Below are 22,650 nucleotides of genomic sequence, written 5' to 3'. Positions count from 1 at the left end.
CCCGGCGCCCGATGGGGCGCAGGGTCAGTTGGCGCCTGCCAGGAGCGCGGCGCCGCCGACGATGCCGAGAATCCGGGCCGCATCGGCCACGTTGGTCACGCCGCTGTCGTAGCAGGCGATGGCGTCGCCCGGCAGCAGGAACGGGTCGTAATCGTCCCGGTCCTGGCGCACGCGCATGTCCTCCACGTCGCGTTCGACCACGATGGAGACATCGGTCAGCGGGTTGCGGGAGAACAGCGCCGCGGAGCGGCTGGCATTCGTCGCGCGCACGCCGCCGACGCAGTTGGTGCCGACGATGCCCTGCATCATCCGGGTGCCGTAGGGCACCGAGCGCGCCTCGCGGCCGACGGCGGCCGGTGCGTTGCCCTGGGTGGGCTGGATGAGGTTCGACAGGAACAGGCTGATGCCCGGCGGGCTGATCGGGCTCGGCACCATCAGTTCGTCCTGGAAGCAGAGACGGCTCGGCACGATGACCTCGTCGCCGCTCACCAGCATAACGTCCTGGAAGGCGCGGCCCTCGATCACCGGGCGCAGGTCGAAGCGATAGCTGCGTCCGCCACGGCGCAGCTCCACCGCAGAAAGGTCGGCGTCCGGGCGCACCCCGCCGGCCCGGCGCAGGGCAACGGTCAGGTTGCGGGCATCGGTGGACGCTCCGCGGGCGTTGATCCGCCGCTCGTCCGTCAGGGTGCCCTCGGGCTTGCCGAGGTCCATCGGGCTCGGCTCGAAGACGGCGCCGGCCACGGTGACCCGCACCGGGCCGAGATCCGAGAGCAGCACCGACACCCGCGGCGCCTCGTTGTAGAACTCGCCCCGCTCCAGGGCCGAGGCAATCTCGGCGGCCAGAGATTCCGGCGTGCGCCCGTCGGCACGGAAGGCGCCGATGAACGGCAGCTTGATCGTGCCTTCGCGGGAGATGATGTAGTCGCCGGAGAAGATGGCCTGCTCGCCCAGCACCGCCTGGTCACCCTCGACATGCACCTCGACGAGATCGCCATCGGACAGGCTCTCGCGGCGAAGCTCGGCGGGCAGGGGGCTCGCGGCCTTGGAGCCGTCGCCGCCCGCCCAGGGGCGGCAGCGATCCGCGTTCATCTGCTTGGCGACGAGGATGTCCGCTGCCTGGCTGCGCGGCACGGGCAGGCGGTACTGCGCCTGGTAGGCCGCGTCGGCAGCGGCCCGATCGACGATTTCCAGATTGTCCGCCTTGCCCTGCGGACCACAGCCGTTCAGCGCGACCGTTCCGAGAACCGCAAGGATGATACCGGCTGCCTGTCTCACGTTTTTTTCGTCTTCTGCTCTGTCCTTGTGGGCACGATAGTCCCTGCGGCGGGCCAAGTCTATCCGCAGGGTCCGGCCTATCCGAAGGGATAGGAGCCTGTCCGGGCTGGACATCGACGTGTCCGTCGGCGTCCGCGCATCGCGACCCGCCACGGTTTAGACAGTCCTCACCGGTCGTCAACGTGGCGGCAGATCGAGGACAGGTTTCAAACCGCATGACTTTGCAAGACCATATCGCCCGGCTCGGCCCCTTCGCCCGCGACCTGCTGGCGTATTCCGTGTCCGAGGTCGCCGCGAAAGCCTCGCGCCTGTTCGTCGTGGTCGCCGTCGCCCGCACCATGGAGGCCGAGGCGATCGGTCTTGCCGCTGCCGCGCTCGCCACCTCCGACATTCTCAAGTCCCTGACCGAGAACGGCGCCGTCCAGCGTATCATCGCCGCGCCCGCTGCCACTCTGGAGAGCACCTGCCGGACCGCGCAGCGCATCTTCTGGGCATGGTGCCTTGGCCTTTTCGCCCTGCAATGCGCCGTCGCCGCGGTGTTCTTCGCCGTCAGCGGCAGCGCGGTGATCCCGATGCTGATCGTGATCCTCGCAGCCGAGTACCTCTTCATGCCGGCCGGCCTGGTGCAGGTCGCCCTCGCGATGCGCGAAGGCAAGCTGCAGCAGACCGCCGCCATTTCCGCCGGGCAGATCGTCGGCGCGAATGTCGCCTGTGTCGCTCTGGCGATCGTCTGGCCGGGGCCGCTGGCCCTCGTCCTGCCGCGCCTGCTGTCGGCGCCGATCTGGCTGATCGCGGTGCGCCGCCTGCGCCCCTGGTCGCCCGACACCACCCAGCCGCTCGCGCCGCTGCGCCCCTTCGTCACCTACGGCTGGGCCGTGCTCGGGGTCGAGGTCGTCAAGGCGCTGCGTCTTCAGGCCGACAAGCTGCTGGTCGGCGTGCTGATGGGGGCCGAGATCCTGGGGCTCTACTTCATGGCCTTCAACGCCGGCCTCGGGCTTGCCAACTCCTTCGCGATGGCCTTTGCCAACGTGCTCTTCCCCCACCTTTGTGCCAGCGACGATCGTGCCTCCTCGCTCCAGCGTGCGCTGATCATGGCGCTCTCGGTCATCGTCCCGATGGTGGTGCTCCAGTCGCTCGCCGCGCCGCTCTACGTGCCGCTCCTGTTCGGCCCGGACTGGCAGGACCTGAGCGGGGTTGTCTCGATCCTCTGCCTCGCGGCGATCCCCGGCGTGATCTGGGCGGCGACGGCGCAGTGGCTCCGGGCCGACAACCGCCCCGAGATCGAGTTTGCCGCGACCCTGGTCATGACCCTCGCGCTGATCGTCAACACCGTCCTGATGGCGCCGCACGGGCTGATGGCGCTGGCCTGGGGCTACCTCCTCGTTGCCACCTTCACCCAGCTCGTCGCCGCCGCGCTGCCGTTCGTCGGCGCCCGCAAACCTGCCCTGTCGGAGGCCTGATCGATGCCGCTCTTCACCGTTGTCATCCCCTGCTACAACGCGGCCGATACCCTGCCGGAGACCCTGGCCAGCCTGTCGGCCCAGACCCTGACCGACTGGGAGGCGATCTGCGTCGACGATGGCTCGACCGACGGGACCGCGGCTCTGATCGACCGCATCGCCGAGACCGACCCGCGCATCCGCCGCATCGCCAACCCGGGCAAGGGACCGAGCGCCGCGCGCAACCATGCCGCGCTGGAACTGGCCCGCGGCCACTGGATCGCCTTTCTCGATGCCGACGACATCTGGTCGACCGAGAAGCTCGCCCGCACCCATGCCGCCTGCGTTGCCAGCGACCACGACGCCTGCTTCGCCCGCATCGCCTTTTTCGATGCCGCGCCGGACGCGGCCCGGGTCTTCTCGACCGTGCCCGCGTCCCCGCTGGGGATCGACGACCTGCTCGGCGAGAACCCGGTCTGCACGATGTCCAACCTCACGGTCCGTCGCGACGTCTTTGCGGCCACCGGCGGGTTCGACGAGGACATGGTCCATAACGAGGACCTGGAATGGCTGATCCGGCTGGTCGGCCAGGGCTATCGCCTTGGCGGCGTTCAGGATCTGCTGGTCTGGTATCGGGCCAGCCCCACCGGCCTCTCTGCCGATCTCGAGCGGATGCGCCAGGGCCGCGCCGCCGCCCTGGCCACCGCCCGCCGCTTCGGCGCGGTGCCTGCGGCGCGGCACGAGGCGGTGCACCTGCGCTATCTCGCCCGCCGGGCGCTGCGCCTGCAATCCGGCCGGGTGCTGCCGCTGCGCCTTGCGCTCTCCGGCATCTGCACCAGCCCCGCCGGTTTCTTCTCCGACCCCCGCCGCGGCGCCCTGACCGCGCTCGCCGCCGCGCTCTCCCCGGTGCTGCCGCGGCAGCTCTCCCGCACCCTCTTTGCCCGCTGACCGAAAGGACCTTCCGATGCCCAAGGCCTCCATCGTCGTCCCCGCCTACAACGTCGCCGCAACGCTGCCCGCGACCCTGCAGTCGCTGCGCGCCCAGACCTTCGCCGACTACGAGATCGTTCTGGTGGACGACGGCTCGACCGACGAGACGCTAGAGATCGCCCAGAGCTTCGACTGCGACCGCCTGCGGATCGTCGAACAGGCGAACCGTGGTCTTGCCGGGGCGCGAAACAGCGGCATCGCGGCCGCCCGGGGCGAACTGGTGGGCTTCTGCGACAGCGACGACCTGTGGCATCCGACCAAGCTGGAGCGCCATGTCCGGCACCTCGACGCGCGCCCGGAGGTCGGTGTGAGCTACAGCGCCTCGGCGATGATCGACGAGGCTGGCCTCCCGCTCGGTCTCAGCCAGACGCCGCGCCTGACCAACATTGACGCCGCCCACATCTTTCGCCGCAACCCGGTCGGCAATGGCTCCGCCCCGGTGATCCGCCGCGCCGCGCTCGACGCGATCGCCTGGCGCCCGGCCGGCGAGTTCATCCGCGACTGGTGGTTCGACGAGAGCTTCCGCCAGTCCGAGGACATCGAATGCTGGCTGCGCATGGCGCTGACCACCGACTGGGCCTTCGAGGGGATCCGGGGCGACCTGACGCTCTACCGGATCAACTCCGGCGGCCTTTCCGCCGGCGTCGAGGCCCAGTTCCGCGCCTGGGAGCGGCTGGTAGAAAAGCTGACCCCGCTGGCGCCCGGCTTCTTCGAGCGCCACACCCCGGCCGCGCGCGCCTACCAGCTGCGCTACCTCTGCCGCCGCGCGATCAGCGACGGCGATGCCGCCGCGGCCGCGACGCTCGCCCGGCGCAGCTTCCAGAGCTCGCGCCGCCCGCTCTGGGAAGAACCCGCCAAGAGCGCAACGACATTCGCCGCCGCGCTGGCGCTCGGCGCTCTGGGGGCCGACCGGTTCCAGTCCCTGCGCAACGCTGTTTCGGGTCGCACCGCGACCTCCGACCAAACCCTTTGAAGGAGGAATAGATCATGAGCCCCAAGACCATTGTTCACCTTGTTGACGATACCACCGCCGGCGGCGTGATGCGGATGCTGGACTTCATCGAGACCAACCCCGAGATGGCACGGCTTGGCAGCCACCGGGTGCAGGTCGTGGCCCGCGGGCGCCTCGCGGCACCGCAACTCGACGAGGAGATCATCGTTTCCCACCTGTCGGTGAGCTGGCGCAACCTGCCCATGCTGGTCGGTCTGCGGGCCCGCTATGCCGACCGCACATTGATCCACGTCGAGCACAGCTACACCGGCGCTTTCACCGGCCTGAAGGTGCGCCACCGCACCCGGTTCTTCGCTCTGCTGCGCACGGCCTATTCGCTTTTCGACCGCGTGATCGCGGTGAGCGAGGGGCAGGGGCGCTGGCTGGCCGAGCGCGGGCTGGTCCGCGAAGAGGCCCTTGCCGTGATCCCGTCCTGCGTCGATCTCGCGCCGTTTCTTGCCCTGCCTGGGCGCTATGGCGCGCCGCGCATCATCGGCGCCATCGGCCGCTTTGACGAGCAAAAGGGGTTCGACACCCTGATCCGCGCCTTCCGCGAGACCGCCGATCCCGACCTGCGCCTGCGGCTGATCGGAGAGGGGGCGGACCGGGCCGCGCTGGAGGAGCTTGCCAGCGGCGACAGCCGGATCTCCTTCCACGGCTACAGCAGCACCCCCGCCGCGGAGATGGCGAAGCTCGACATGGTCGCGATGCCCTCCCGCTGGGAAGCCTACGGGCTGGTTGCGCTCGAGGCGCGGGCCGCGGGTCGCGCGCTGCTGGTGGCGCAGGTCGACGGGCTGCAGGATCACATCGAGGGCGGCGCCCGCGCGGTCGCGGGTGGCACCGTCGAAGCCTGGCGGGAGGCGATCGAAACCGCCTGCAAGACCGGTCCGGCGCTGCATATCGGCATCGCCTGGGGCCGCATCTCCGCGGCCGATGTCCAACGGACCACGCCCGAACTCTGGGCCAAGCTTCTGAACAAGATCGCCGGTCACCACCACTCGCGAGACGCAGCATGACCGGCGGAGGCGCGGCAGGTAAGACCGGCCCCGACTTCGTGGTAGCCGGCTGGCCGAAAGCAGGAACGACTGCACTCTGGGCCGCCCTGTCGCGCCATCCATCCACCTTCATGCCCGGCTCGAAGGAGCCGGGCTTTTTCGCCTTTGCCGGGAGCGATCCACGGCCCGCTTCCGGACCCTTCGACCCGGACTATTTCTCGACCATCGTGACCGATCCTTCCGCCTACCAGGCCCTCTTTCGTGACGCCCATGGGAAATTGCGCGGCGAGGCATCGCCCGTTTATGCCCTGGTGCCGGAGGCCGCGGGGCGGATTGCCGAATGGTCGCCCGAGATCAAGGTGCTGCTGGTTCTCCGCGATCCTGTGGCGCGCGCGTTCTCCCAGTTCGCCCACCATGTGCGCGACGGGCTGGAGACGACGTCGGACTTCGGACAGGCGCTCGCCGACGAGCCGTCCCGCCTCGCGGCCGGCTGGTCCCCCTTTTGTGGCTACGCCAGCGGCAGCCGATACGCCGAGACCCTGCGCCGTTTCGAGGCGGTCATTCCGCGCGAGCGGCTCTGCGTGCTGTTCCATGATGACATGGAGGCCGATCCCGCAGGCTTCCTCTCGACATTGTCCGATTTCCTGGGGATCCCGCCCTTTCCGGCCGATGAGCTGGCTGCGAGGACCAACCAGGCCTCAGCCGTCGCGACCACGGCGCGGAGCCCTGCGCTTCGGCGGATGCTGTCCCACCCGGGCGCGGGCGTAAAGGCGGTGTCGCGCCTGGTTCCCAAGGGCGGGCGCCGCCGGATCCGCGCAGCGCTCGATCGTCTCAATGCGGGAAAACGCCCGACGCTCGACCCACACGTCGCGCGTCGGCTGGCTGCCGAGCTGGAGGAGGACATCGCGTGGCTGGAGGAGCGGTTCGGGCGTGACCTGAGCCACTGGCGCCCGGATCAGGCGGCCCGGGCCTGAAGAGTGCGTTGCTTCATGCGCTCCATCTGCTCATCGGCCAGCTCCCGCGCGTGCAGGCCGAGAACCATCAGGCCCGGCCACATCATGTAGGCCTCGATCTCGATGTTCTCTCCCATCGACAGCAGGACCAGCGTCATGACGATGCCGAGCGGCAGGCGTCCGCGCGGATTGCGGGCGGCGTCGAGCAGGGCGAGGCAGGTCTGCCAGAGCAGCGGCACGAGCATCGCCAGAAAGCCCACGAGCCCCTTCACGAACAGCAGGCCCCACCAGGTATGGTGGCTGCCGATCGGCATGTATTCCACGAGGTGCGGACCGGGTTGCACGGTGCCGTGGCCGAACCAGAAAGCCTCGTTCTGCCAACGCTCTCCGGCGATACGTTGAAGTGTTTCGCGAACCCGGGTGCTGTCGGCCCGCGCGCCCTTGAAGGCGGCGACGCCATCCTTGAACCCCTGAAGGAGCGCCGGCCCGATGACCGCCAGCGAGGCGGTGATCAGCGCAACGATCTGCCAGGCCCAGCCGCGCAGGATCAGCGGCAGCATCCGCGGCCCGATGGTGCACGCCACGAGGCCGACAAGGCCCATGCGGGATTTCGACATCAGGATCATCGCGATGCCGGCAGCGATGCCGGCGGCCCGCCAGCGGCGGTCCTTTTCCTCCAGGGCGAACAGCACCATCACCACGCCGAGCAGCGCGGCAAAGGGCGACCAGGGGGCGAAGAACTGCCAGCGCGGCGTCCAGCTCGAGGGGTCGTAGGTGAAGAAGTAGACGCTGAAATATTCCGGGCCCGGGCCGCCGACGGCCTTGAAGGGCGAGGTGAAGATCTTCTCCGGCAGGCCGATGTAGGGGGCCACGGCGAGGATGGGCAGCAGCGCCAGCGTCCACAGGCCGACGATGCACTGGCCGCGCGCGAGGATCTCGCGGCGGATCGGCAGCACCGCTCCGATCAGCGGGAACAGCGCGAGCAATGCCCAGCCCTTGGCCCAGCCGATGCTCGACTTGATGGTCTTCTTGAGGCCGAGCCCCCAGTCGACATGGCCGACCCAGAGCGCGACCAGCATGACCAGCATGCCGAGAATCCAGGCCCAGACCACCGGCGGGATCGTTCCGGTCGCCCGCAGGTCCGGCCGGATGGCCGGGCCGAGGTATAGCGAGAGGAGCGCGAGGCCGCCAAGCGTCCAGGCCAGCACCGGCCCGACCACGTAAAGCGCGCCGATGAAGTAGAAGGGCCAGGTCCAGGCGAGGGTCTTGAGAACCATCGCCTCGGCCGGGTTGGCCGGGCGCAGCTTGGCGGGGGCGTCGCTCATGCCGCGGCCTGCGCCGCCGCTGGCGCGGTGGCCTTGCCGTCGGCCAGCAGCCGCGAGATCAGGCGGGCGCGGACCCAGCCGAGGATCAGGCCGAAGAGCAGCATCATGGTCGCCGCGATGCCGGCCGCAACGGCGAGCACCCGCTTGGGCGAGGTCGGGTCGGTGGGCAGCGAGGGGTTCTCGAGCACCTGCACCAGCGGATAGGAGGCGAAGAGATCGACCTTGGAGGTCTTGGACCGCGCCGCGGTGGAGGCGAAGACGGCCTCGGCCACGGAGAAGTCGCGCTGCAGGTCCTCGAGGCGCGCGGCGGGCTCGATCAGGTCGATCACCCGGGCCTCTGCCTCGACCAGTTGCTGCTGCAGCGCCGCCAGTTCGGCGGCCTGGCCGGAGCGTTCGCTGTCGTATTCGACCAGCCGGCCCAGCAGTTCGGCGCGGCCACCGACGGGCGACATGTCGAGGCGGGCGACCTCGGTCACCGACAGGCCGGTGATCTCGACCGCCTTGTCGAGCGCCCGCATCCGGGTGGCGTCGTGGCTTTCGCGCGCGGCCTTGAGGGCAGGGTGGCTGGGACCGTAGCGGCCCTCGGCCTCGGCCAGGCTGGCCGCGTGCTGGCTCATCTCCTGGATGACCGTGTTGAACTCGCTGTCGGCATGCAGCTTGAGCGTCGCCGCCGCGGCGCGAGGGTCGATCCCCAGCGTGGCGCGCAGGGCTTCGGTCGCCTGCGTGCGTTCGCTCAGTTCCGACGAGACCTCGGCAATGCGGCCGCGCAGGGCGTCGGTGTCGCGCACGAGGTCTTCGTACTGGCTGGCGTTGATCAGCCCGGTCTCGCGCTGCAGGCGGCTGATTTCCTCGCGGGTGGCGGAAACCGAGCTGCGGTATTCCTCGAGTGCGCCGCGTCCGCCGTCCTCGCGCACGGTCAGCTCGTCGCTGCGCAGGGCGTCGATCTCGGAGAAGAAGGCTTCGAGCAGCGCATCGCCGCGCGCCTGCGAGTCCTCGGGCGAATTGCCGGTGACCTCGACATGTATCAGGCTCGTCTGGTCCACGAGGTTGACCCGCGGCATGCCGAAATCCTGTCGCGCCATGCCAACCTTGCCGGCAGCGGCCGCTAGGATGCGGTCGGCGGCGAGCAGGCGCTTGTAGGTCTCCGTCGGGCTGACCGAGCTGCTGGCGAAGGGCGAGTTGGCAAAGGAGGAGGCCTGCCCGATCCGGTCGAGGTTGACGGAAGCCGACGCGCCGGAGCCGGGCAGGATCAGCGACATGGTGGAGGTGAAGCGCAGCGGGGCTGTCGACAGGTAACCCACGATGGGGGCCCAGATCACCGCTGCGCCGAGCAGGAAGATGAAGATGTACCGAGGCAGCCGGCCTGCATCGTTGAGCCGCCCGCCCCGAAAGATCCGCGCAGCGCTCAGCTCGCGCAGCGGCATCCGGAAGATCCAGAAGTTCCGCGACGGCTTGGCGGCGGGGGCATCGGGCAGGGCGGTGGTGCAGTCGGTCATGGCGGCTCTCCTTTGCCGCCTTGTCTACATGCCTGCGCAGAATGATGCTGCGCCGCCGAAGGATAGGCGGCGACGCATCCGGAGTCGGACCTATCCGTTCGGATGGGTGCGGCGCTCAGAAGAGGCCGGATTCCTTGGCCACCATGGCGGCCTGGGTGCGGTTCGCCACGCCGATCTTGCGATAGAGCGTCTTGACGTGGAGCTTCACGGTCGGCTCCTGCACATCCAGATCGCGCGCGATCTCCTTGTTGGACTTGCCCTGGGTCAGCCCTTCGAGCACCTGCAACTCGCGCCGGGAGAGTTTCTCGGCCAGCTCGTGCTTCGGCGCCTCCTCCTCGGCTGTCATGAAGTCGAGCGGCGCGTATTGCTCGCCCATCGCCATGAACCGAACCGCGTTGACCAGGGACTTGGCCGAGAGCGTCTTGGGCAGGAAGCCGGCGGCGCCGAGCGCCAGCGCCTTTTCCGCCACGTCCCGCGCCGCCACGCCCGAGATCAGCGCCACGCGTTGCCCGCGTCCGGTGGTGATCGCCCGCTCCAGCCCGGACAGGCCGTTCATTCCCGGCATGTTGTAATCGAGAAGGACCAGGTCGAAACTGTCGTCGTCCGCGATCCGGGCCGCCGCCTCGTCAAAGGTCGAGGCGCTGGCGGTCGTGATGTCGCTCTCGCTTTCGAGGAAAGCCACGAGGGTGTCGCGGAGCAGGTCGTGATCGTCGGCGATAAGTATCTTCATCTTGTCCTCTGAAGCGGAAGATCGCGCCGATCATATCGCGGGCCTTTCAAATGTCCCACGAATAATGGACCAGCCCCGCCGGCGAAGTCGTTACCATCCGGGTACTTTCTCTATCCGAAAGGCGAGGGAGCGGGGCGCGATCGGCCCATCGCGGGCTCCGGGCGGACAGCCGGCCAGCCGATAGGCCCCGCAACCTCTCCCTCCGCCACGTTGAGAGACGGCGGCCGGGGCGGCATCCATGGTGACCAACCGATACCCCCGACCGGAGACACCGATGCCCTTCGACGCTGCCATCACCGCCACCGCCACCGCCCCGTTCCACGCCGACACCCAGGACGTTGCCGCCGCTCCGGCGCGCAAGCCCATGAAGCGTATCCCGCTCTTCGATCTCGCGATCGTCGATGCGGATGCGGACCAGGCGATCGACCACCTGCTCGACGGTCAGCGCCATCGGGTCGCCTTTCTCAACGCGCATTGCGCGAACGTGATGGCGCGCGATGCGGCCTATGCCCAGGCGATGGCCACGGCGGACGCGGTCCTGCCCGACGGGATCGGCATCGATCTGGCGGCGAAGATGACCGGCCAGCAGCTCAGCGCCAACCTGAACGGCACCGATTTCACCCCCCGCCTGCTGCGCGAGGCGGCGCGGCGCGGGCTCTCCGTGTTCCTGTTCGGCGCGGCTCCCGGCGTGGCGGACCAGGCGGCCGATAAGCTCTGCCTCGACATCCCCGGCCTCCGCATCGCCGGCACGCGCGACGGGTTCGATGGCGCGGCCGACGACGAGGCCGCGATCGATGCGATCAACCGCTCCGGCGCCGACATCCTGATCGTCGCGATGGGCGTGCCGCGCCAGGATATCTGGCTGGAGCAGAACGCGGACCGCCTCGCGCCGAAACTGAGCCTCGGGGTTGGCGCGCTGTTCGACTTCCTCGCCGGCCGGGTGCGCCGTGCGCCCGCCGCGGTGCGCAACGCGCGCATGGAATGGGCCTGGCGCCTGGCGATGGAACCGCGCCGCATGGCGGGCCGCTACCTCGTCGGCAACGTGACCTTCATGGCGCGTGCGGCCGCCCACGCCGTCGCTTCCGCCAACCGCGACGCCGTGGCCAAGCGGGCGCTGGACGTTGCGCTGACCGGGGCAGCGATCCTTGCTCTGTCGCCGCTTTTCGCGCTGGTGGCTCTCGCCATCAAGCTCGACAGCCGTGGCCCCGTCTTCTTCCGCCAGACCCGGGTCGGCCGCGACGGCCGCGCCTTCGAGATGCTGAAGTTCCGCTCGATGCATGTCGACGCCGAGGCCCGCCGGGCCGCGCTGCTGGCGCAGTCCGACCGCGAAGGCATCTTCTTCAAGTCCCGCCATGACCCCCGCGTTACCCGCGTCGGCCGGATAATGCGCCGCTACTCGATCGACGAGCTGCCGCAGATCCTCAACATCCTGAAGGGCGAGATGTCGGTCGTGGGGCCGCGCCCCTCGCTGCCGCAGGAAGTCGCCGCCTATCCGACCCGCGCCCACGGCCGCCTGGCTGTCCGGCCCGGCCTGACCGGCCTGTGGCAGGTCTCCGGACGCGCCGACATCGGGGCGGAAAAGATGTTCGACATGGACCTCGCCTATGCCGCGTCCCGCACGATCCTGCTCGACATCGCCTTGATCCTGATGACCTTCCGCGCGGTCTTCTCCGGGCGTGGCGCCTACTGACACGAACGTTGCCGAAGGGCCTCACGGGGCCTGCGGCATGGCGACCTATCCGATCGGATAGGTCGCTATACGCTTGACCAACTGGCCCCCGTGCCGATCCGTGCTAGGGACAACTTACGCAAGCAGCGAACAGGATCAGGACATGCGCACGCTCCACGGACTCTCGACAAGCCTCGCAGCCATCGCATTCACCGTGTCAATTTCCGGCGCAGCCGGTGCGGCGGACCTGCCGCAACCGGAAGGTGAGGTCGTCCTGACTGTGAGCGGTGCGATATCGACAACAAACGGCGACGACGTGGCCCGGTTCGACCTGGACATGCTCAGCGCCCTGGAGAGCCGCACCATTGCCACCACCACGATCTGGACCGAAGGGGAACAGGAGTTCACCGGCGTCGGTCTGGATACGCTGCTCGACCTGCTCGGGGTCGGCAGCGGAACACTTTCGGCCACCGCGATCAACGACTACTCGGTCACGATCCCGGTGGCCGACGCCATCCCGGACGGTCCGATCGTCGCCTATGCCAATAACGGCGAGCCGATGTCGGTGCGCGACAAGGGGCCGCTGTGGATCATCTATCCCTACGATTCCAACCCCGAGTACCAGGCCGAAAGCATCTATTCACGCAGCATATGGCAACTTGACCGGATCGAGGTTCAGCCGGACTGAGCCACCGGTTTCGAATAACACACGACTGAAGAGGCACCATGCAAGGCGGGATCAGGACTTCCATTCTTCGCGGGATTCGGCCGGTCCTGGTCGTCGTTGCCGCACTTGCCTTTGCCGGCGCGATCATCATGCTGTCGAGCGAGGTGTCGCGGAAGCTGAGATCGCTGGACGTTGCGCATTCCGACAACGTGCAGTGGACGCTGTCGCAGCTCGAGGTGGAGTTCCTCCTTTTCCAGATGTCGCTGCGCGAAGCGCGGGGCGGCTCCGAGACCGCGCTGCTTCAGATGAAGCGGCGCTTCGACGTGTTCTATAGCCGGGTCGCGACGCTGCAGAATGGCACGGCCTACCAGGATCTGAAGGATGACTATTCGTTTGCCCTGAGCCTCGTCCCGGTTCAGCGCTTCCTGGAGGACACGATCCCGCTGGTCGACGGCCCGCTCGACGTGCTTGCCTCGGAGCTTCCTGCGCTGGATTCCACGGTCGCCGAGCTTCGGGAAGACGTTCGCAATCTCTCGCTGCGCGCGCTGGAGCTGTTTGCCATCACCTCCGACGAGCGCCGTGATGCGGTCTCGGCCACGCTGTTGAAGCTCGCCATCACGCTTGCCGCGCTGGTGTCGCTGCTGGTCCTGCTGTCATTCGGCCTGTGGCGGATGAACAAGACCGCGGTGCAGAGCGGGCGCGAGCAGAGGCTGCTTGCCGCGCGTCTGCGGGCGATCATCGGCACCTCGCTCGACGCGGTGATCGAGTCCGACGGCAAGGGGGTCGTCAAGCAGTTCAACGGCGCGGCGGAGCGTGTTTTCGGCTATACCGAGAAAGAGGCGGTGGGCCAGTCGCTGGTGGACCTGATCATCCCCGACCACTACGCGGCGGCGCATACCGCCGGCATGAAGCGCTTCCTCGAAACCGGCAAGCAGCGCGTTGTCGGCGCGGGGCGGGTCGAACTGGAGGGCAAGCGCAAGTCGGGCGAGGTGTTCCCGGTGGAGTTGTCGATCGACATGATCGAAAGCGAGGAGGGGATCAGCTTCGTCTCCTTCCTGCGCGACATCACCGAGGACAAGCGGGCGCAGGAAGAGCTGGTCGCGGCGCGCGACAAGGCGCTGGCGGGCGAAAAGGCCAAGGCCGACTTCCTTGCGGTGATGAGCCACGAGATGCGCACACCGCTGAACGGTCTGCTCGGGACCATGTCGCTGCTGCGCGAAACCGAGCTGACACAGCGGCAGTCGACCTATCTCGACAACATGGACGCCTCCGGCCACTTGCTGCTGCACCACGTCAACGACGTGCTCGATATCTCGAAGTTCGAAGCTGGGCGGATGGAGATCAACTCGGAGGTCTTCGATCTGGCCGCGCTTCTGAGCGATGTCGTCGCCGGTCAGAGCAGCGTGGCCGCTGCCCATGGCAACAAGCTTGTCGAGGTCTGGACGTCGCCCAAGCCGGGCGAGGTGCGCGGAGATCCGGTGCGGTTGCGCCAGGTGCTGCTGAACCTCGTCAACAACGCGCTGAAGTTCACCCATGCCGGCGAGGTCCGGCTCGAGGCCGAGGTGAACGGAACCGGCCGGCGTCGAGTGGCGGAATTCCGGGTCATCGACGACGGGATCGGCATTTCCGACGCCGACCAGGCTCGGATCTTCGACGATTTCGAGACCATCGACACGTCCTACGGCCGAAAGACCGGCGGCACCGGGCTCGGCCTCGGGATCGCGCGGCGCCTGGCCCGGGCGATGGATGGCGAGATTGGCGTCGAGAGCATTGAGGGCGAAGGGAGCCTGTTCTGGGTGCGGATCCCGCTGGAGATCGCAAGCGGCCCCAAGACGGCCGCGTCCGATCCGCGCAAGAAGGCGTTCGAGGACAAGCTCTCGATCCTCATCGTCGAGGACAACGAGATCAACCGGAGCGTGCTGCACGGGATGCTGACCCAGGACGGCCATGCCGTGACCGAGGCCTTCGACGGCCGGGAAGGCGTTGCGGTCGCGGGGGCGGAGGCGTTCGACGTGATCCTGATGGACATCAGCATGCCGGTGATGGACGGGATCGCCGCAACCCGCGCGATCCGCGAGGGCGACGGTCCCAACCGCGGCACGCCGATCCTGGCCGTCACCGCCCATGCAATGCCTGCCGACCGGGAGACATTCCGTTCCGCAGGCATGGTCGGACTTGTTACCAAGCCGATCGAGCGCGACAGTCTCCGGCACCAGCTCAGCCTGATCGAGAAGCGGGTCGGCTCCGCCACCCCCGCACCGGCGGAGCATGCCGGCACATCGAATGGCCCTGCGGATGATGCCTTGCGTGATCTGGTCGAGACGCTGGGGGCGGAAAAGGTGACCGGCCTGGTCGGCAGCTTCGTGCAGGAACTCGACGCGGGCGCGACGCTTTTCGGGTCCGAAACCCTGGATGCGGAGCCGCTTGGCGACCTGGTCGCCCGGGCGCACAAGATGGCCGGCTCCTGCGGGACGTTCCAAGCCAAGTCCCTGCACCGGGCGCTCGGCGACATCGAAACTCTCGCGAAATCCGGTGACGAGGCCGGCGCGCGGGCCGCGATGCGCGCCTTCCCCCATCTCTGGCAGGCGGAGCGCCCGCAGTTCACGCGCCACCTGTCCTGACGGCGCGCGCGCCCTAGTGGTCGGTGCCGGACAGGTAGCCCCGGATCGCGCTGCCGAGACCTGTCGGATCGATCATGCCCACCCGCGTCACTGGCCCGTCGGCCTCGGTGCTGGCCATCTCGTCCACCACCCGGCGGTATTCCTCGAGATAGCCCGCCGGCAGCCCGTGGGCGATGCCCTGGTGGCAGTCGATGCATGTCATGCTCTCGTCGATCGCCTTCTGGTGCTCGGCGGCGGCACGGGTCTCCTGGATGGTGAAGTCCATGAATTCGAAGGCATGGCAGTTGCGGCACTCGCGGCTGTCCGTCTTCTTCATCTTGGTCCAGACCGCGCTCGCCATGTGCAGCCGGCGCTCGTCATATTTCTCGTCGGTGTCGATCGTGCCCATCAGCTCGTGATAGACGTCCTTGCTGGCCATGATCTTGGCCTTGACCTTGTGCTGCCATTCGTGGGGCACGTGGCAATCCGGGCAGGTCGCGCGCACGCCGGAGTGGTTGTTGTAATGCACGGTCTCCGTGTACTCGTCGAAGTTCTTCGTCATCGTGTGGCACGAGGTGCAGAATTCCTCGGTGTTCGTTTCCTCCAGCGCCCAGTGGAACCCGCCCCAGAACAGGACGCCCGCCACGAAGCCCGCGATCATCACGAAGCCGAAGCTGAGGACGCTGCTGGGGCGCCAGAACCACTCCCATGTGCGCCGAAGGAAACCGGGCCGCTTGCCGTCTGTGCTGTGCTCTGCCATCACTTGTATTCCTTGTCTGACGCCTGGCTCAGCGGCCGGTGGACGGTTCGAAGGTGTTCTCCACCAGTTCCGGCGCGTTGGCCTGCGGCACGTGGCACTGGTTGCAGAACCAGCGGGTGCCGGCGACGTGGTCCATCTCGTTGCCGTCGCGGTCGAGGTAATGGGTCATCGACAGCGTGGGCGCGCCGCGGTCGCCGGCATTGGTCCAGTCGTGGCAGCTCAGGCACTGGTTGGCGCGCAGGTCGATCTGGTACTGGTCGATCGAATGCGGGATCAGCGGCGGCTGCTGGCGGTACTCGCGGTTGAACCGCTGGGTCTCCTGCTGGAAGACCTGCTCGACCGCGACCGGGTCTTCGACCGAGGCGCCGCGCAGCGTGGAGAGCCCGCCGGCCGACTGCGCCAGGGCGGCGCCGACAAGGGCGAGGGACGCCGTGAGGGCGAAGGCGCCTGCAAGGATCGGCTTGTTCATCATGGTTCTCCGTTGCTCAGTTCACGCTGCTGTCTTTTCACGCGGCCGACCGTCGGTCGCCGCGTCGGGCGGGGTCTCGACGTGATCGTCGAAACGGTGGGTGAAGGCGAAGACGTCCATCGCGCAGACGTCGATGCATCGCCCGCAATTGGTGCAGTCGGGCGACAGGATCAGGGGAGTGCTCGCGCCCTTGCCCCTGAGGGCGGGCGAGATCACCTGGTTTTCCGGGCAGACCTCGTAGCAATCCATGCAATCGTCGCAGGCGTCGCGGCGCACCGCGCTGACCCGCAGCAGGCTCTTCGCGCCGACGAGGCCGTAGAACGCGCCCACCGGGCAGACATGACCGCACCAGCCGCGCCGGGCGACGATCAGGTCGAAGACGAAGATCGCCGCGACAAGGGCCCAGACGAATCCCATGCCGAAGACCAGCCCGCGGTGCACCATGGTGACCGGGTTGATGACCTCCCAGGCGATGGTGCCGGTGAGGGCCGAGACGATCAGCACGGTCGCCAGGATCCAGAGCCGGGCGGACCGCTTGGGCTGCCAGCCCTTCTGCAGGCCGAGCTTCACATGCAGCCAATGCGCGGCGTCGGTCACCGGGTTGATCGGGCATACCCAGGAGCAATAGACGCGGCCTCCGATCAGCGCATAGGCGACCAGAACGATCAGCCCGCCGATCAGGGCGGTGGTTTCCGGCCAGTGGCCGGCGGCCATCATCTGCGCGAGGATCAGCGGGTCGTTCAGCGGCAGGAAGCCGAAGGTCATAGAGCCCGCCAGGTTGCCCTGCACCCACCAGATGCCGAACCACGGACCGAGCAGGAACAGCAACAGGAAGAACGCCTGGCTGAGCCGGCGCAGCACCAGGTACTTGTGTGCACCGAACCAGCCCTTCTTCTCCAGGGCTTCCTGTCCGGTGGGAAGATGGACCTTGCCAGTGGTGCTCATTGGCGCACCTCCGGCAGCTGGAAGGTCGGCCGGAAGCCTCCGGCGCTGCCGTCGACAGCGCCGAGACCGGGCTCGTAGCCGCCGGGCGCGGCGAGGTTGTCGGTGCCGGGGCCGGGCAGGCGGTCCGGCAGGTCGATGATGCCCTCGACCACCGGGGCGCCCTTGGCGTCCTTCTCCTCCCAGCCCTTACGGTAATGCTCCGCTGGCGCGCCGCGGGCCAGCCGCACGGGCAGCACCTTGATCGCGGCCTCGGGCAGCACGCATTTCTTTTCGCAGATGCCGCAGCCCGTGCAGGCCGCGGCATGAACCGTCGGCGCAAAGATCGCGTGGTGGCCGGAGCGCTCGTTGTGTCGCACGTCGAGCGTGATCGCCTCGTCGATCATCGGGCAGACCCGGTAGCAGACGTCGCAGCGCAGGCCGAGGAAGTTCAGGCAGTTCTCCTGGTCGACCAGCACGGCGGTGCCCATCCGGGCGTCCTCGATGTCGGTCAGGTCCTTGTCGAGCGCGCCGGTAGGACAGGCGGCGACGCATGGGATGTCGTCGCACATCTCGCAGGGCACGTCGCGGGCGGTGAAGAAGGGTGTGCCGGTGGCCGGCCCGTCCTCTCCCAGAGCCGCGAGGGTCAGCGTGTCATAGGGGCAGTCCCGAACGCAGAGGCCGCAGCGGATGCAGGCGGCGAGGAAGTCGTCCTCGGGCAGCGCCCCCGGCGGCCGCAGGGCCTGATCCGGAAGCGCCCTCGCATCGCGTGTCACATAGGCCAGGAGCGACCCCGCCACCGCACAGCCCGCGGCCATGCGCGCGCTGTCGGTCAGGAACCGACGGCGGTTGACGGTGCTGGGCGTGGCGGCGGCCATGGCTCACTCCTGCGTGCTTCGAGGCAACGCGCGTTTCCTGTTTCGCGATCAGGCCCGTTCGACCTTGCAGGCGCATTTCTTGAAGTCGGTCTCCTTGGACAGCGGACAGGTCGCGTCGAGGGTCAGCTTGTTGGTGAGCTGGCTCTCGTCGAACCAGGGCATGAAGACGAGCCCGCGCGGCACCTTGTTGCGGCCCCGGGTCTCGACCCGGGAATTCACTTCGCCCCGGCGGGTGGAGAGCACGATCTCCTGGCCCCGGCGCAGCCCGCGTTCGCTGGCGTCGTCGGGATGCATGAAGACCACGGCGGAGGGGAAGGAGCGGTGCAGTTCGGGCACGCGGCGGGTCATCGAGCCGGAATGCCAGTGCTCCAGCACGCGGCCGGTGCAGAGCCAGAGGTCGAACTCCTCGTCCGGTTCCTCGGCGGCGGCCTCGTAGGGGGCGAAGATGATCTTGGCCTTGCCGTCCTTGTGGCCGTAGAACTTCACCTCCTCGCCTTCCTTGACATAGGGGTCATAGCCCTCGCGGAAGCGGTAGAGGGTCTCCTTGCCGTCCACGACCGGCCAGCGCAGCCCGCGGGCCTGGTGATAGGTGTCGAACGGCGCGAGGTCGTGGGCGTGACCGCGGCCGAAAGCGGCATATTCCTCGAACAGGCCCTTCTGGACGTAATAGCCGAAATCGGTGCTCTCGTCGTTGTCGAAGCCCTCGGCGGTCTCGGACAGCGGGAACTGGTTGACCACGCCGTTCTCGAACAGCACCTCGTAGAGCGTCTTGCCGGCAAGCTCCGGCTTCTGGGCCACGAGTTCCTCGCCCCAGGCTTCCTCGACGGTGAAGCGCTTGGAGAACTCCATCACCTGCCAGAGGTCGGACTTCGCCTCGCCCGGTGCCTTCACCTGCTGGCGCCAGAACTGCGTGCGGCGCTCGGCGTTGCCGTAGGCGCCTTCCTTCTCGACCCACATCGCGGTGGGCAGGATCAGGTCGGCCGACAGCGCGGTAACGGTCGGGTAGGGGTCGGACACGGTGATGAAGGTCTCGGGGTTGCGATAGCCCGGGAAGCCTTCCTCGTTGATGTTGGGCGCGGCCTGCATGTTGTTGTTGCACTGCACCCAGTGGCACTTGAGCTCGCCGTCCTTGAGCATCCGGTTCATCAGCACGGCATGGTAGCCGGGCTTGGGCGGGATCGTGCCCGCCGGGACGTTCCAGGCGGTCTCGCAGATCTCGCGGTGTGCGTCGTTGGCCACGACCATGTCGGCCGGCAGGCGGTGCGCGAAGGTGCCGACCTCGCGGGCGGTGCCGCAGGCCGAAGGCTGGCCGGTGAGCGAGAAGGGCGAGTTGCCCGGCTCCGAGATCTTTCCGGTCAGCAGGTGGACGTTGTACATCAGCCCGTTCACCCAGGAGCCGCGCGTGTGCTGGTTGAAGCCCATCGTCCAGAGGCTCATCACCTTGCGGTTCGGGTCGGCGTATTGCTGGGCCAGCCGCTCGAGCTGCGCCACCGGGACGCCGGAAAGCTCGGAGACATACTCGGCGGTGTATTCGGAAACCGCCGCGGCGTATTCCTCGAAGGTCATCGGCGACAGCTCGCCCGAGTTCGGGTTCGCCGCCTGCATCTGGAGCGGGTTGTCGTCGCGCAGGCCGTAGCCGATGTCCGTCGCCGTCCGCGTGATGTTGACGTGCTTGTCCATGAAGTCCTGGTTCACCGCGTCATTCTGGATGATGTAGTTTGCGATGAAGTTCAGGATCGCGAGGTCGGTCTGCGGGGCGAAGACGATGCCGTTGTCGGCAAGCTCGAAGGACCGGTGCTCGAAGGTCGAGAGCACGTGGACCTCGCAGCCCGGCTTGGTCAGGCGCGTGTCGGTGAGGCGCGACCACAGGATCGGGTGCATCTCGGCCATGTTTGAGCCCCAGAGCACGAAGGTATCGGCGTGCTCCAGGTCATCGTAGCAGCCCATCGGCTCGTCGATCCCGAAGGCGCGGATGAAGCCCACCACGGCGGAGGCCATGCAGTGCCGCGCGTTGGGGTCGATGTTGTTGGACCGCAGGCCGGCCTTCATGAACTTGGCGTTGGCATAGCCTTCCCAGACCGTCCACTGGCCCGAGCCGAAGATCGACACGCCGGCGCCGCCCTTTTCCTTGATCGCGGCCTTCCACTTCTCGGCCATCACGTCGAAGGCCTCGTCCCAGCTCACCGGTTCGAACTCGCCGTTCTTGTCGAAGACGCCGTTCGTCTTGCGCAGCATCGGCGTGGTCAGGCGGTCCTCGCCATACATGATCTTGCTGAGGAAATAGCCCTTGATGCAGTTGAGTCCGCGGTTGACCGGTGCGTCGGGGTCGCCCTGGGTGGCGACGACCTTGCCGTCCTTGGTGCCCACGAGCACCGAGCAGCCGGTGCCGCAGAACCGGCAGGCGGCCTTGTCCCAGCGGATGTCGGGCGTCTGGATCTGGGCCTGGGCGGGTGCGCCGGGCAGGGTGATCCCCGCTGCGGAGGCCGTCGCAGCCGCTGCGGTCGATTTCAGGAAGGTCCGGCGGGATTCCGACATTGTCATGCTCAGGTGCTCCGGTTCAGAGGGTGCAAGGGGTGGCGACCGGCTGTGGCCGGCTGTCGCCGCCCTCGGGGTCTTCGAAGTGGTGATAGGTCAGGGTGACGGAGATCACCCCGGGGATCTGGTGCATCTCCATGATCAGTTCCGAGGCGCGTTTCGCTCCGGTGTCCTCGACGACGACGACAAGGCGTTCGTCCTCGGTCACGGCATGGACCTCGGTGCCGTTCATCGCCTCGATGGCGGCCCGGGTGGCCTCGCCGCGTCCGGGGGCGGCATGGACCAGGCATCCGCAGATGTTCATTGGGTGACCTCGCATTCGGCAGGGGCGCGATGGGACAGGGAAACCGCCCCGACGGGGCAGATGGAGATGCAGCCGCCGCATCCGGTGCAGCCTTCGTCATCGACGATCGGCTGGGCCCGGCCGCCAAGCGCCGGCCGGAAACGGATCGCCCGTGGTTCGCAGGCGTCCTCGCAGGCGCGGCAGGACACGGCGTTGAGCGACAGGCATTCGGCCGAGATGGTCGCGACCCAGGGCCAGTCTCCCAGCCGGTCTGCGGACAGGGCGTCGGTCGGGCAGGCGCGGGCGCAGTCGCCGCAGAAGGTGCAGGCGCCCAGGGCAAGATCGAGGCGCACGGCGCCCCGGTTGTCGGTCTGGATGATCGCTTCCGGACAGGCCGCCGCGCAATCGCCGCACCCGGTGCAGGCGCGCTCGAATCCCGCAGGCCGCGCGCCCGGCGGACGCAAAAACTCACCGCCGCGGAGCGATCCACGCAAAAAGTCGCGTCGGCTTGTCGGGATTGGCATGAAGGCATCCGAACTGGCTGTATGTTCTCGGAGCCTATTATCAGGGCAGCGATAAATCAATCTTGACCAAAGTCAAGGCGCGCAAAGAATCACAATAACGTCAGCACACTCCGCGCGGCACTGCGGACGGTGGCAGGATGGGCCGCCGTTCGCAGGGAAACCACCTGCGGCATGCTGGGGGGCACACGAAGAACGCCCGAGGCGCAACTGGACGCCTCGGGCGGGTGTGTTGAGTTACCTGTGCGTTGCAGCGGGCGCAGGATCCTAGGCCGCAGGGTCCCGGGTCAGCTTGTCCTGGGTGCGCAGTTCGAAGTCGGACGCGTCGTGGCGCTCGTGCAGTTGCTCGGAGGGGTCGCCCGCGAGCCGGTTGACGATGCGGCCGCGCTGGACGGCGGGACGCGCCAGGATCTCTTTCGCCCAGCGGCGCAGGTGGGTGTAGCTCTCGACGTCGAGGAATTCGCCGGCATTGTAGGAATTGCCGAGGACGAGGTTCCCGTACCAGGGCCAGGTCGCGATGTCCGCGATGGTATAATTGTCGCCGCCAAGAAATCGGTTCTCGGCCAGTTCACGGTTCAGCACGTCCATCTGGCGCTTGGCTTCCATCGTGTATCGGTTGATCGGATACTCGAATTTCTCGGGCGCATAGGCATAGAAGTGCCCGAAGCCGCCGCCGAGGTATGGCGCCGACCCTTGCAGCCAGAACAGCCAGTTCATCACCTCGGTGCGAGCCGCGAGATCCGTGGGCAGGAAATGCCCGAACTTCTCCGCGAGGTAGAGCAGGATCGCACCGGACTCGAACACCCGAAGACCGGTTTCCGCGTCGAGCAGGGCGGGGATCTTGGAATTCGGGTTCAGTTCCACGAAGCCGGAGGAGAACTGGTCGCCCTTGCCGATGCGGATCAGGTGGGCGTCGTATTCGGCCCCGGTCTCGCCGAGCGCCAGAAGCTCCTCGAGCAGGATCGTCACCTTCTGACCGTTGGGCGTGCCCTGCGAATAGAGCTGCAGCGGATGCTTGCCGCGCGGCAGTTCCGCGTCGTGGGTCGCCCCGGCGATCGGCCGGTTCGTGCTGGCCCATTCGCCGCCGTTCTCGGCATCCCAGGTCCAGACGGCAGGCGGTTGGTAGGTGTCGTTCCCGGTCATGGGGTAGCTT

Annotated in this window: 20 protein-coding genes; 8 read left to right on the top strand and 12 right to left on the bottom strand. The window is 68.0% G+C overall.

The features are described from left to right. Nucleotides 1-24 precede the first annotated feature (24 nt). Nucleotides 25-1,275, bottom strand: coding sequence for a polysaccharide biosynthesis/export family protein (locus CHB86_RS06725; RefSeq protein ID WP_245837788.1), 1,251 nt, complete (start codon nucleotides 1,273-1,275; stop codon nucleotides 25-27). A 215-nt stretch (nucleotides 1,276-1,490) separates the two neighbouring features. Between CHB86_RS06725 and CHB86_RS06720 the strand changes: the two genes are divergently transcribed. The 5 genes from CHB86_RS06720 to CHB86_RS06700 are packed head-to-tail and all read left to right on the top strand — an operon-like array spanning nucleotide 1,491 to nucleotide 6,664. Continuing rightward, nucleotides 1,491-2,735, top strand: a complete 1,245-nt coding sequence (locus CHB86_RS06720) for an oligosaccharide flippase family protein (protein WP_089232232.1) — start codon at nucleotides 1,491-1,493, stop codon at nucleotides 2,733-2,735. A 3-nt stretch (nucleotides 2,736-2,738) separates the two neighbouring features. Next, entirely contained in the window at nucleotides 2,739-3,662 is a 924-nt protein-coding gene (locus tag CHB86_RS06715; RefSeq protein ID WP_089232231.1) for a glycosyltransferase family 2 protein, read from the top strand. Between the two features lie 16 nt (nucleotides 3,663-3,678). Then, nucleotides 3,679-4,677, top strand: coding sequence for a glycosyltransferase family 2 protein (locus CHB86_RS06710; RefSeq protein ID WP_089232230.1), 999 nt, complete (start codon nucleotides 3,679-3,681; stop codon nucleotides 4,675-4,677). Nucleotides 4,678-4,691: 14 nt separating this feature from the next. Continuing rightward, on the top strand, nucleotides 4,692-5,711 hold the full coding sequence (locus CHB86_RS06705) for a glycosyltransferase (RefSeq protein ID WP_089232229.1): 1,020 nt from the start codon (nucleotides 4,692-4,694) through the stop codon (nucleotides 5,709-5,711). Further along, on the top strand, nucleotides 5,708-6,664 hold the full coding sequence (locus tag CHB86_RS06700) for a sulfotransferase (RefSeq protein ID WP_089232228.1): 957 nt from the start codon (nucleotides 5,708-5,710) through the stop codon (nucleotides 6,662-6,664). The genes CHB86_RS06705 and CHB86_RS06700 overlap by 4 nt, the downstream gene beginning before the upstream one ends. Here CHB86_RS06700 and CHB86_RS06695 read toward each other — a convergent pair. From CHB86_RS06695 to CHB86_RS06685, 3 genes are all read right to left on the bottom strand, one after another. Beyond that, entirely contained in the window at nucleotides 6,646-7,968 is a 1,323-nt protein-coding gene (locus tag CHB86_RS06695) for an O-antigen ligase domain-containing protein (protein WP_245837787.1), read from the bottom strand. The two genes, CHB86_RS06700 and CHB86_RS06695, sit on opposite strands and share 19 nt — an antisense overlap. Then, nucleotides 7,965-9,464, bottom strand: a complete 1,500-nt coding sequence (locus CHB86_RS06690; RefSeq protein WP_089232227.1) for a GumC family protein — start codon at nucleotides 9,462-9,464, stop codon at nucleotides 7,965-7,967. Before CHB86_RS06690 ends, CHB86_RS06695 begins: the two co-directional genes overlap by 4 nt. Before the next feature lie 115 nt (nucleotides 9,465-9,579). Further along, nucleotides 9,580-10,194: a LuxR C-terminal-related transcriptional regulator gene (locus CHB86_RS06685; protein ID WP_089232226.1), complete on the bottom strand. Its 615-nt coding sequence runs from the start codon at nucleotides 10,192-10,194 to the stop codon at nucleotides 9,580-9,582. 274 nt (nucleotides 10,195-10,468) lie between these two features. On the opposite strand from CHB86_RS06685, the gene CHB86_RS06680 reads away from it, so the two are divergent. From CHB86_RS06680 to CHB86_RS06670, 3 genes are all read left to right on the top strand, one after another. Continuing rightward, nucleotides 10,469-11,884, top strand: coding sequence for a WecB/TagA/CpsF family glycosyltransferase (locus tag CHB86_RS06680; RefSeq protein WP_425445408.1), 1,416 nt, complete (start codon nucleotides 10,469-10,471; stop codon nucleotides 11,882-11,884). Between the two features lie 142 nt (nucleotides 11,885-12,026). Next, the gene (locus CHB86_RS06675; protein WP_141134836.1) at nucleotides 12,027-12,551 is read left to right on the top strand and encodes a putative pterin-binding protein; all 525 of its coding nucleotides are present in this window, start codon (nucleotides 12,027-12,029) and stop codon (nucleotides 12,549-12,551) included. A 38-nt stretch (nucleotides 12,552-12,589) separates the two neighbouring features. Further along, the gene (locus tag CHB86_RS06670) at nucleotides 12,590-15,151 is read left to right on the top strand and encodes a PAS domain-containing hybrid sensor histidine kinase/response regulator (RefSeq protein WP_089232225.1); all 2,562 of its coding nucleotides are present in this window, start codon (nucleotides 12,590-12,592) and stop codon (nucleotides 15,149-15,151) included. Between the two features lie 13 nt (nucleotides 15,152-15,164). Here the strand turns inward: CHB86_RS06670 and CHB86_RS06665 are convergent, their stop codons facing one another. From CHB86_RS06665 to yghU, 8 genes are all read right to left on the bottom strand, one after another. After that, nucleotides 15,165-15,890: a NapC/NirT family cytochrome c gene (locus CHB86_RS06665; protein WP_089232224.1), complete on the bottom strand. Its 726-nt coding sequence runs from the start codon at nucleotides 15,888-15,890 to the stop codon at nucleotides 15,165-15,167. A 28-nt stretch (nucleotides 15,891-15,918) separates the two neighbouring features. Continuing rightward, complete coding sequence (locus CHB86_RS06660) at nucleotides 15,919-16,359, bottom strand: nitrate reductase cytochrome c-type subunit (protein ID WP_089232223.1); 441 nt, start codon at nucleotides 16,357-16,359, stop codon at nucleotides 15,919-15,921. A gap of 21 nt (nucleotides 16,360-16,380) precedes the next feature. Further along, on the bottom strand, nucleotides 16,381-17,304 hold the full coding sequence (napH, locus tag CHB86_RS06655; RefSeq protein WP_089232222.1) for a quinol dehydrogenase ferredoxin subunit NapH: 924 nt from the start codon (nucleotides 17,302-17,304) through the stop codon (nucleotides 16,381-16,383). Beyond that, on the bottom strand, nucleotides 17,301-18,158 hold the full coding sequence (gene napG, locus CHB86_RS06650; protein WP_089232221.1) for a ferredoxin-type protein NapG: 858 nt from the start codon (nucleotides 18,156-18,158) through the stop codon (nucleotides 17,301-17,303). The genes napH and napG overlap by 4 nt, the downstream gene beginning before the upstream one ends. A gap of 48 nt (nucleotides 18,159-18,206) precedes the next feature. Further along, the gene (napA, locus tag CHB86_RS06645) at nucleotides 18,207-20,699 is read right to left on the bottom strand and encodes a nitrate reductase catalytic subunit NapA (protein WP_089232220.1); all 2,493 of its coding nucleotides are present in this window, start codon (nucleotides 20,697-20,699) and stop codon (nucleotides 18,207-18,209) included. Nucleotides 20,700-20,715: 16 nt separating this feature from the next. After that, nucleotides 20,716-20,997, bottom strand: coding sequence for a chaperone NapD (locus CHB86_RS06640; RefSeq protein WP_089232219.1), 282 nt, complete (start codon nucleotides 20,995-20,997; stop codon nucleotides 20,716-20,718). After that, complete coding sequence (gene napF, locus CHB86_RS06635) at nucleotides 20,994-21,500, bottom strand: ferredoxin-type protein NapF (protein ID WP_089232218.1); 507 nt, start codon at nucleotides 21,498-21,500, stop codon at nucleotides 20,994-20,996. Before napF ends, CHB86_RS06640 begins: the two co-directional genes overlap by 4 nt. A 264-nt stretch (nucleotides 21,501-21,764) precedes the next feature. Then, nucleotides 21,765-22,640, bottom strand: a complete 876-nt coding sequence (yghU, locus tag CHB86_RS06630; RefSeq protein WP_089232217.1) for a glutathione-dependent disulfide-bond oxidoreductase — start codon at nucleotides 22,638-22,640, stop codon at nucleotides 21,765-21,767. Nucleotides 22,641-22,650: the final 10 nt, after the last annotated feature.

The organism is Tropicimonas sediminicola (assembly GCF_900188335.1).
Lineage (GTDB): Bacteria > Pseudomonadota > Alphaproteobacteria > Rhodobacterales > Rhodobacteraceae > Tropicimonas > Tropicimonas sediminicola.
The sequence above is the reverse complement of the archived record's forward strand: the minus strand, read 5'-3'. Positions and strand labels throughout refer to the sequence as shown.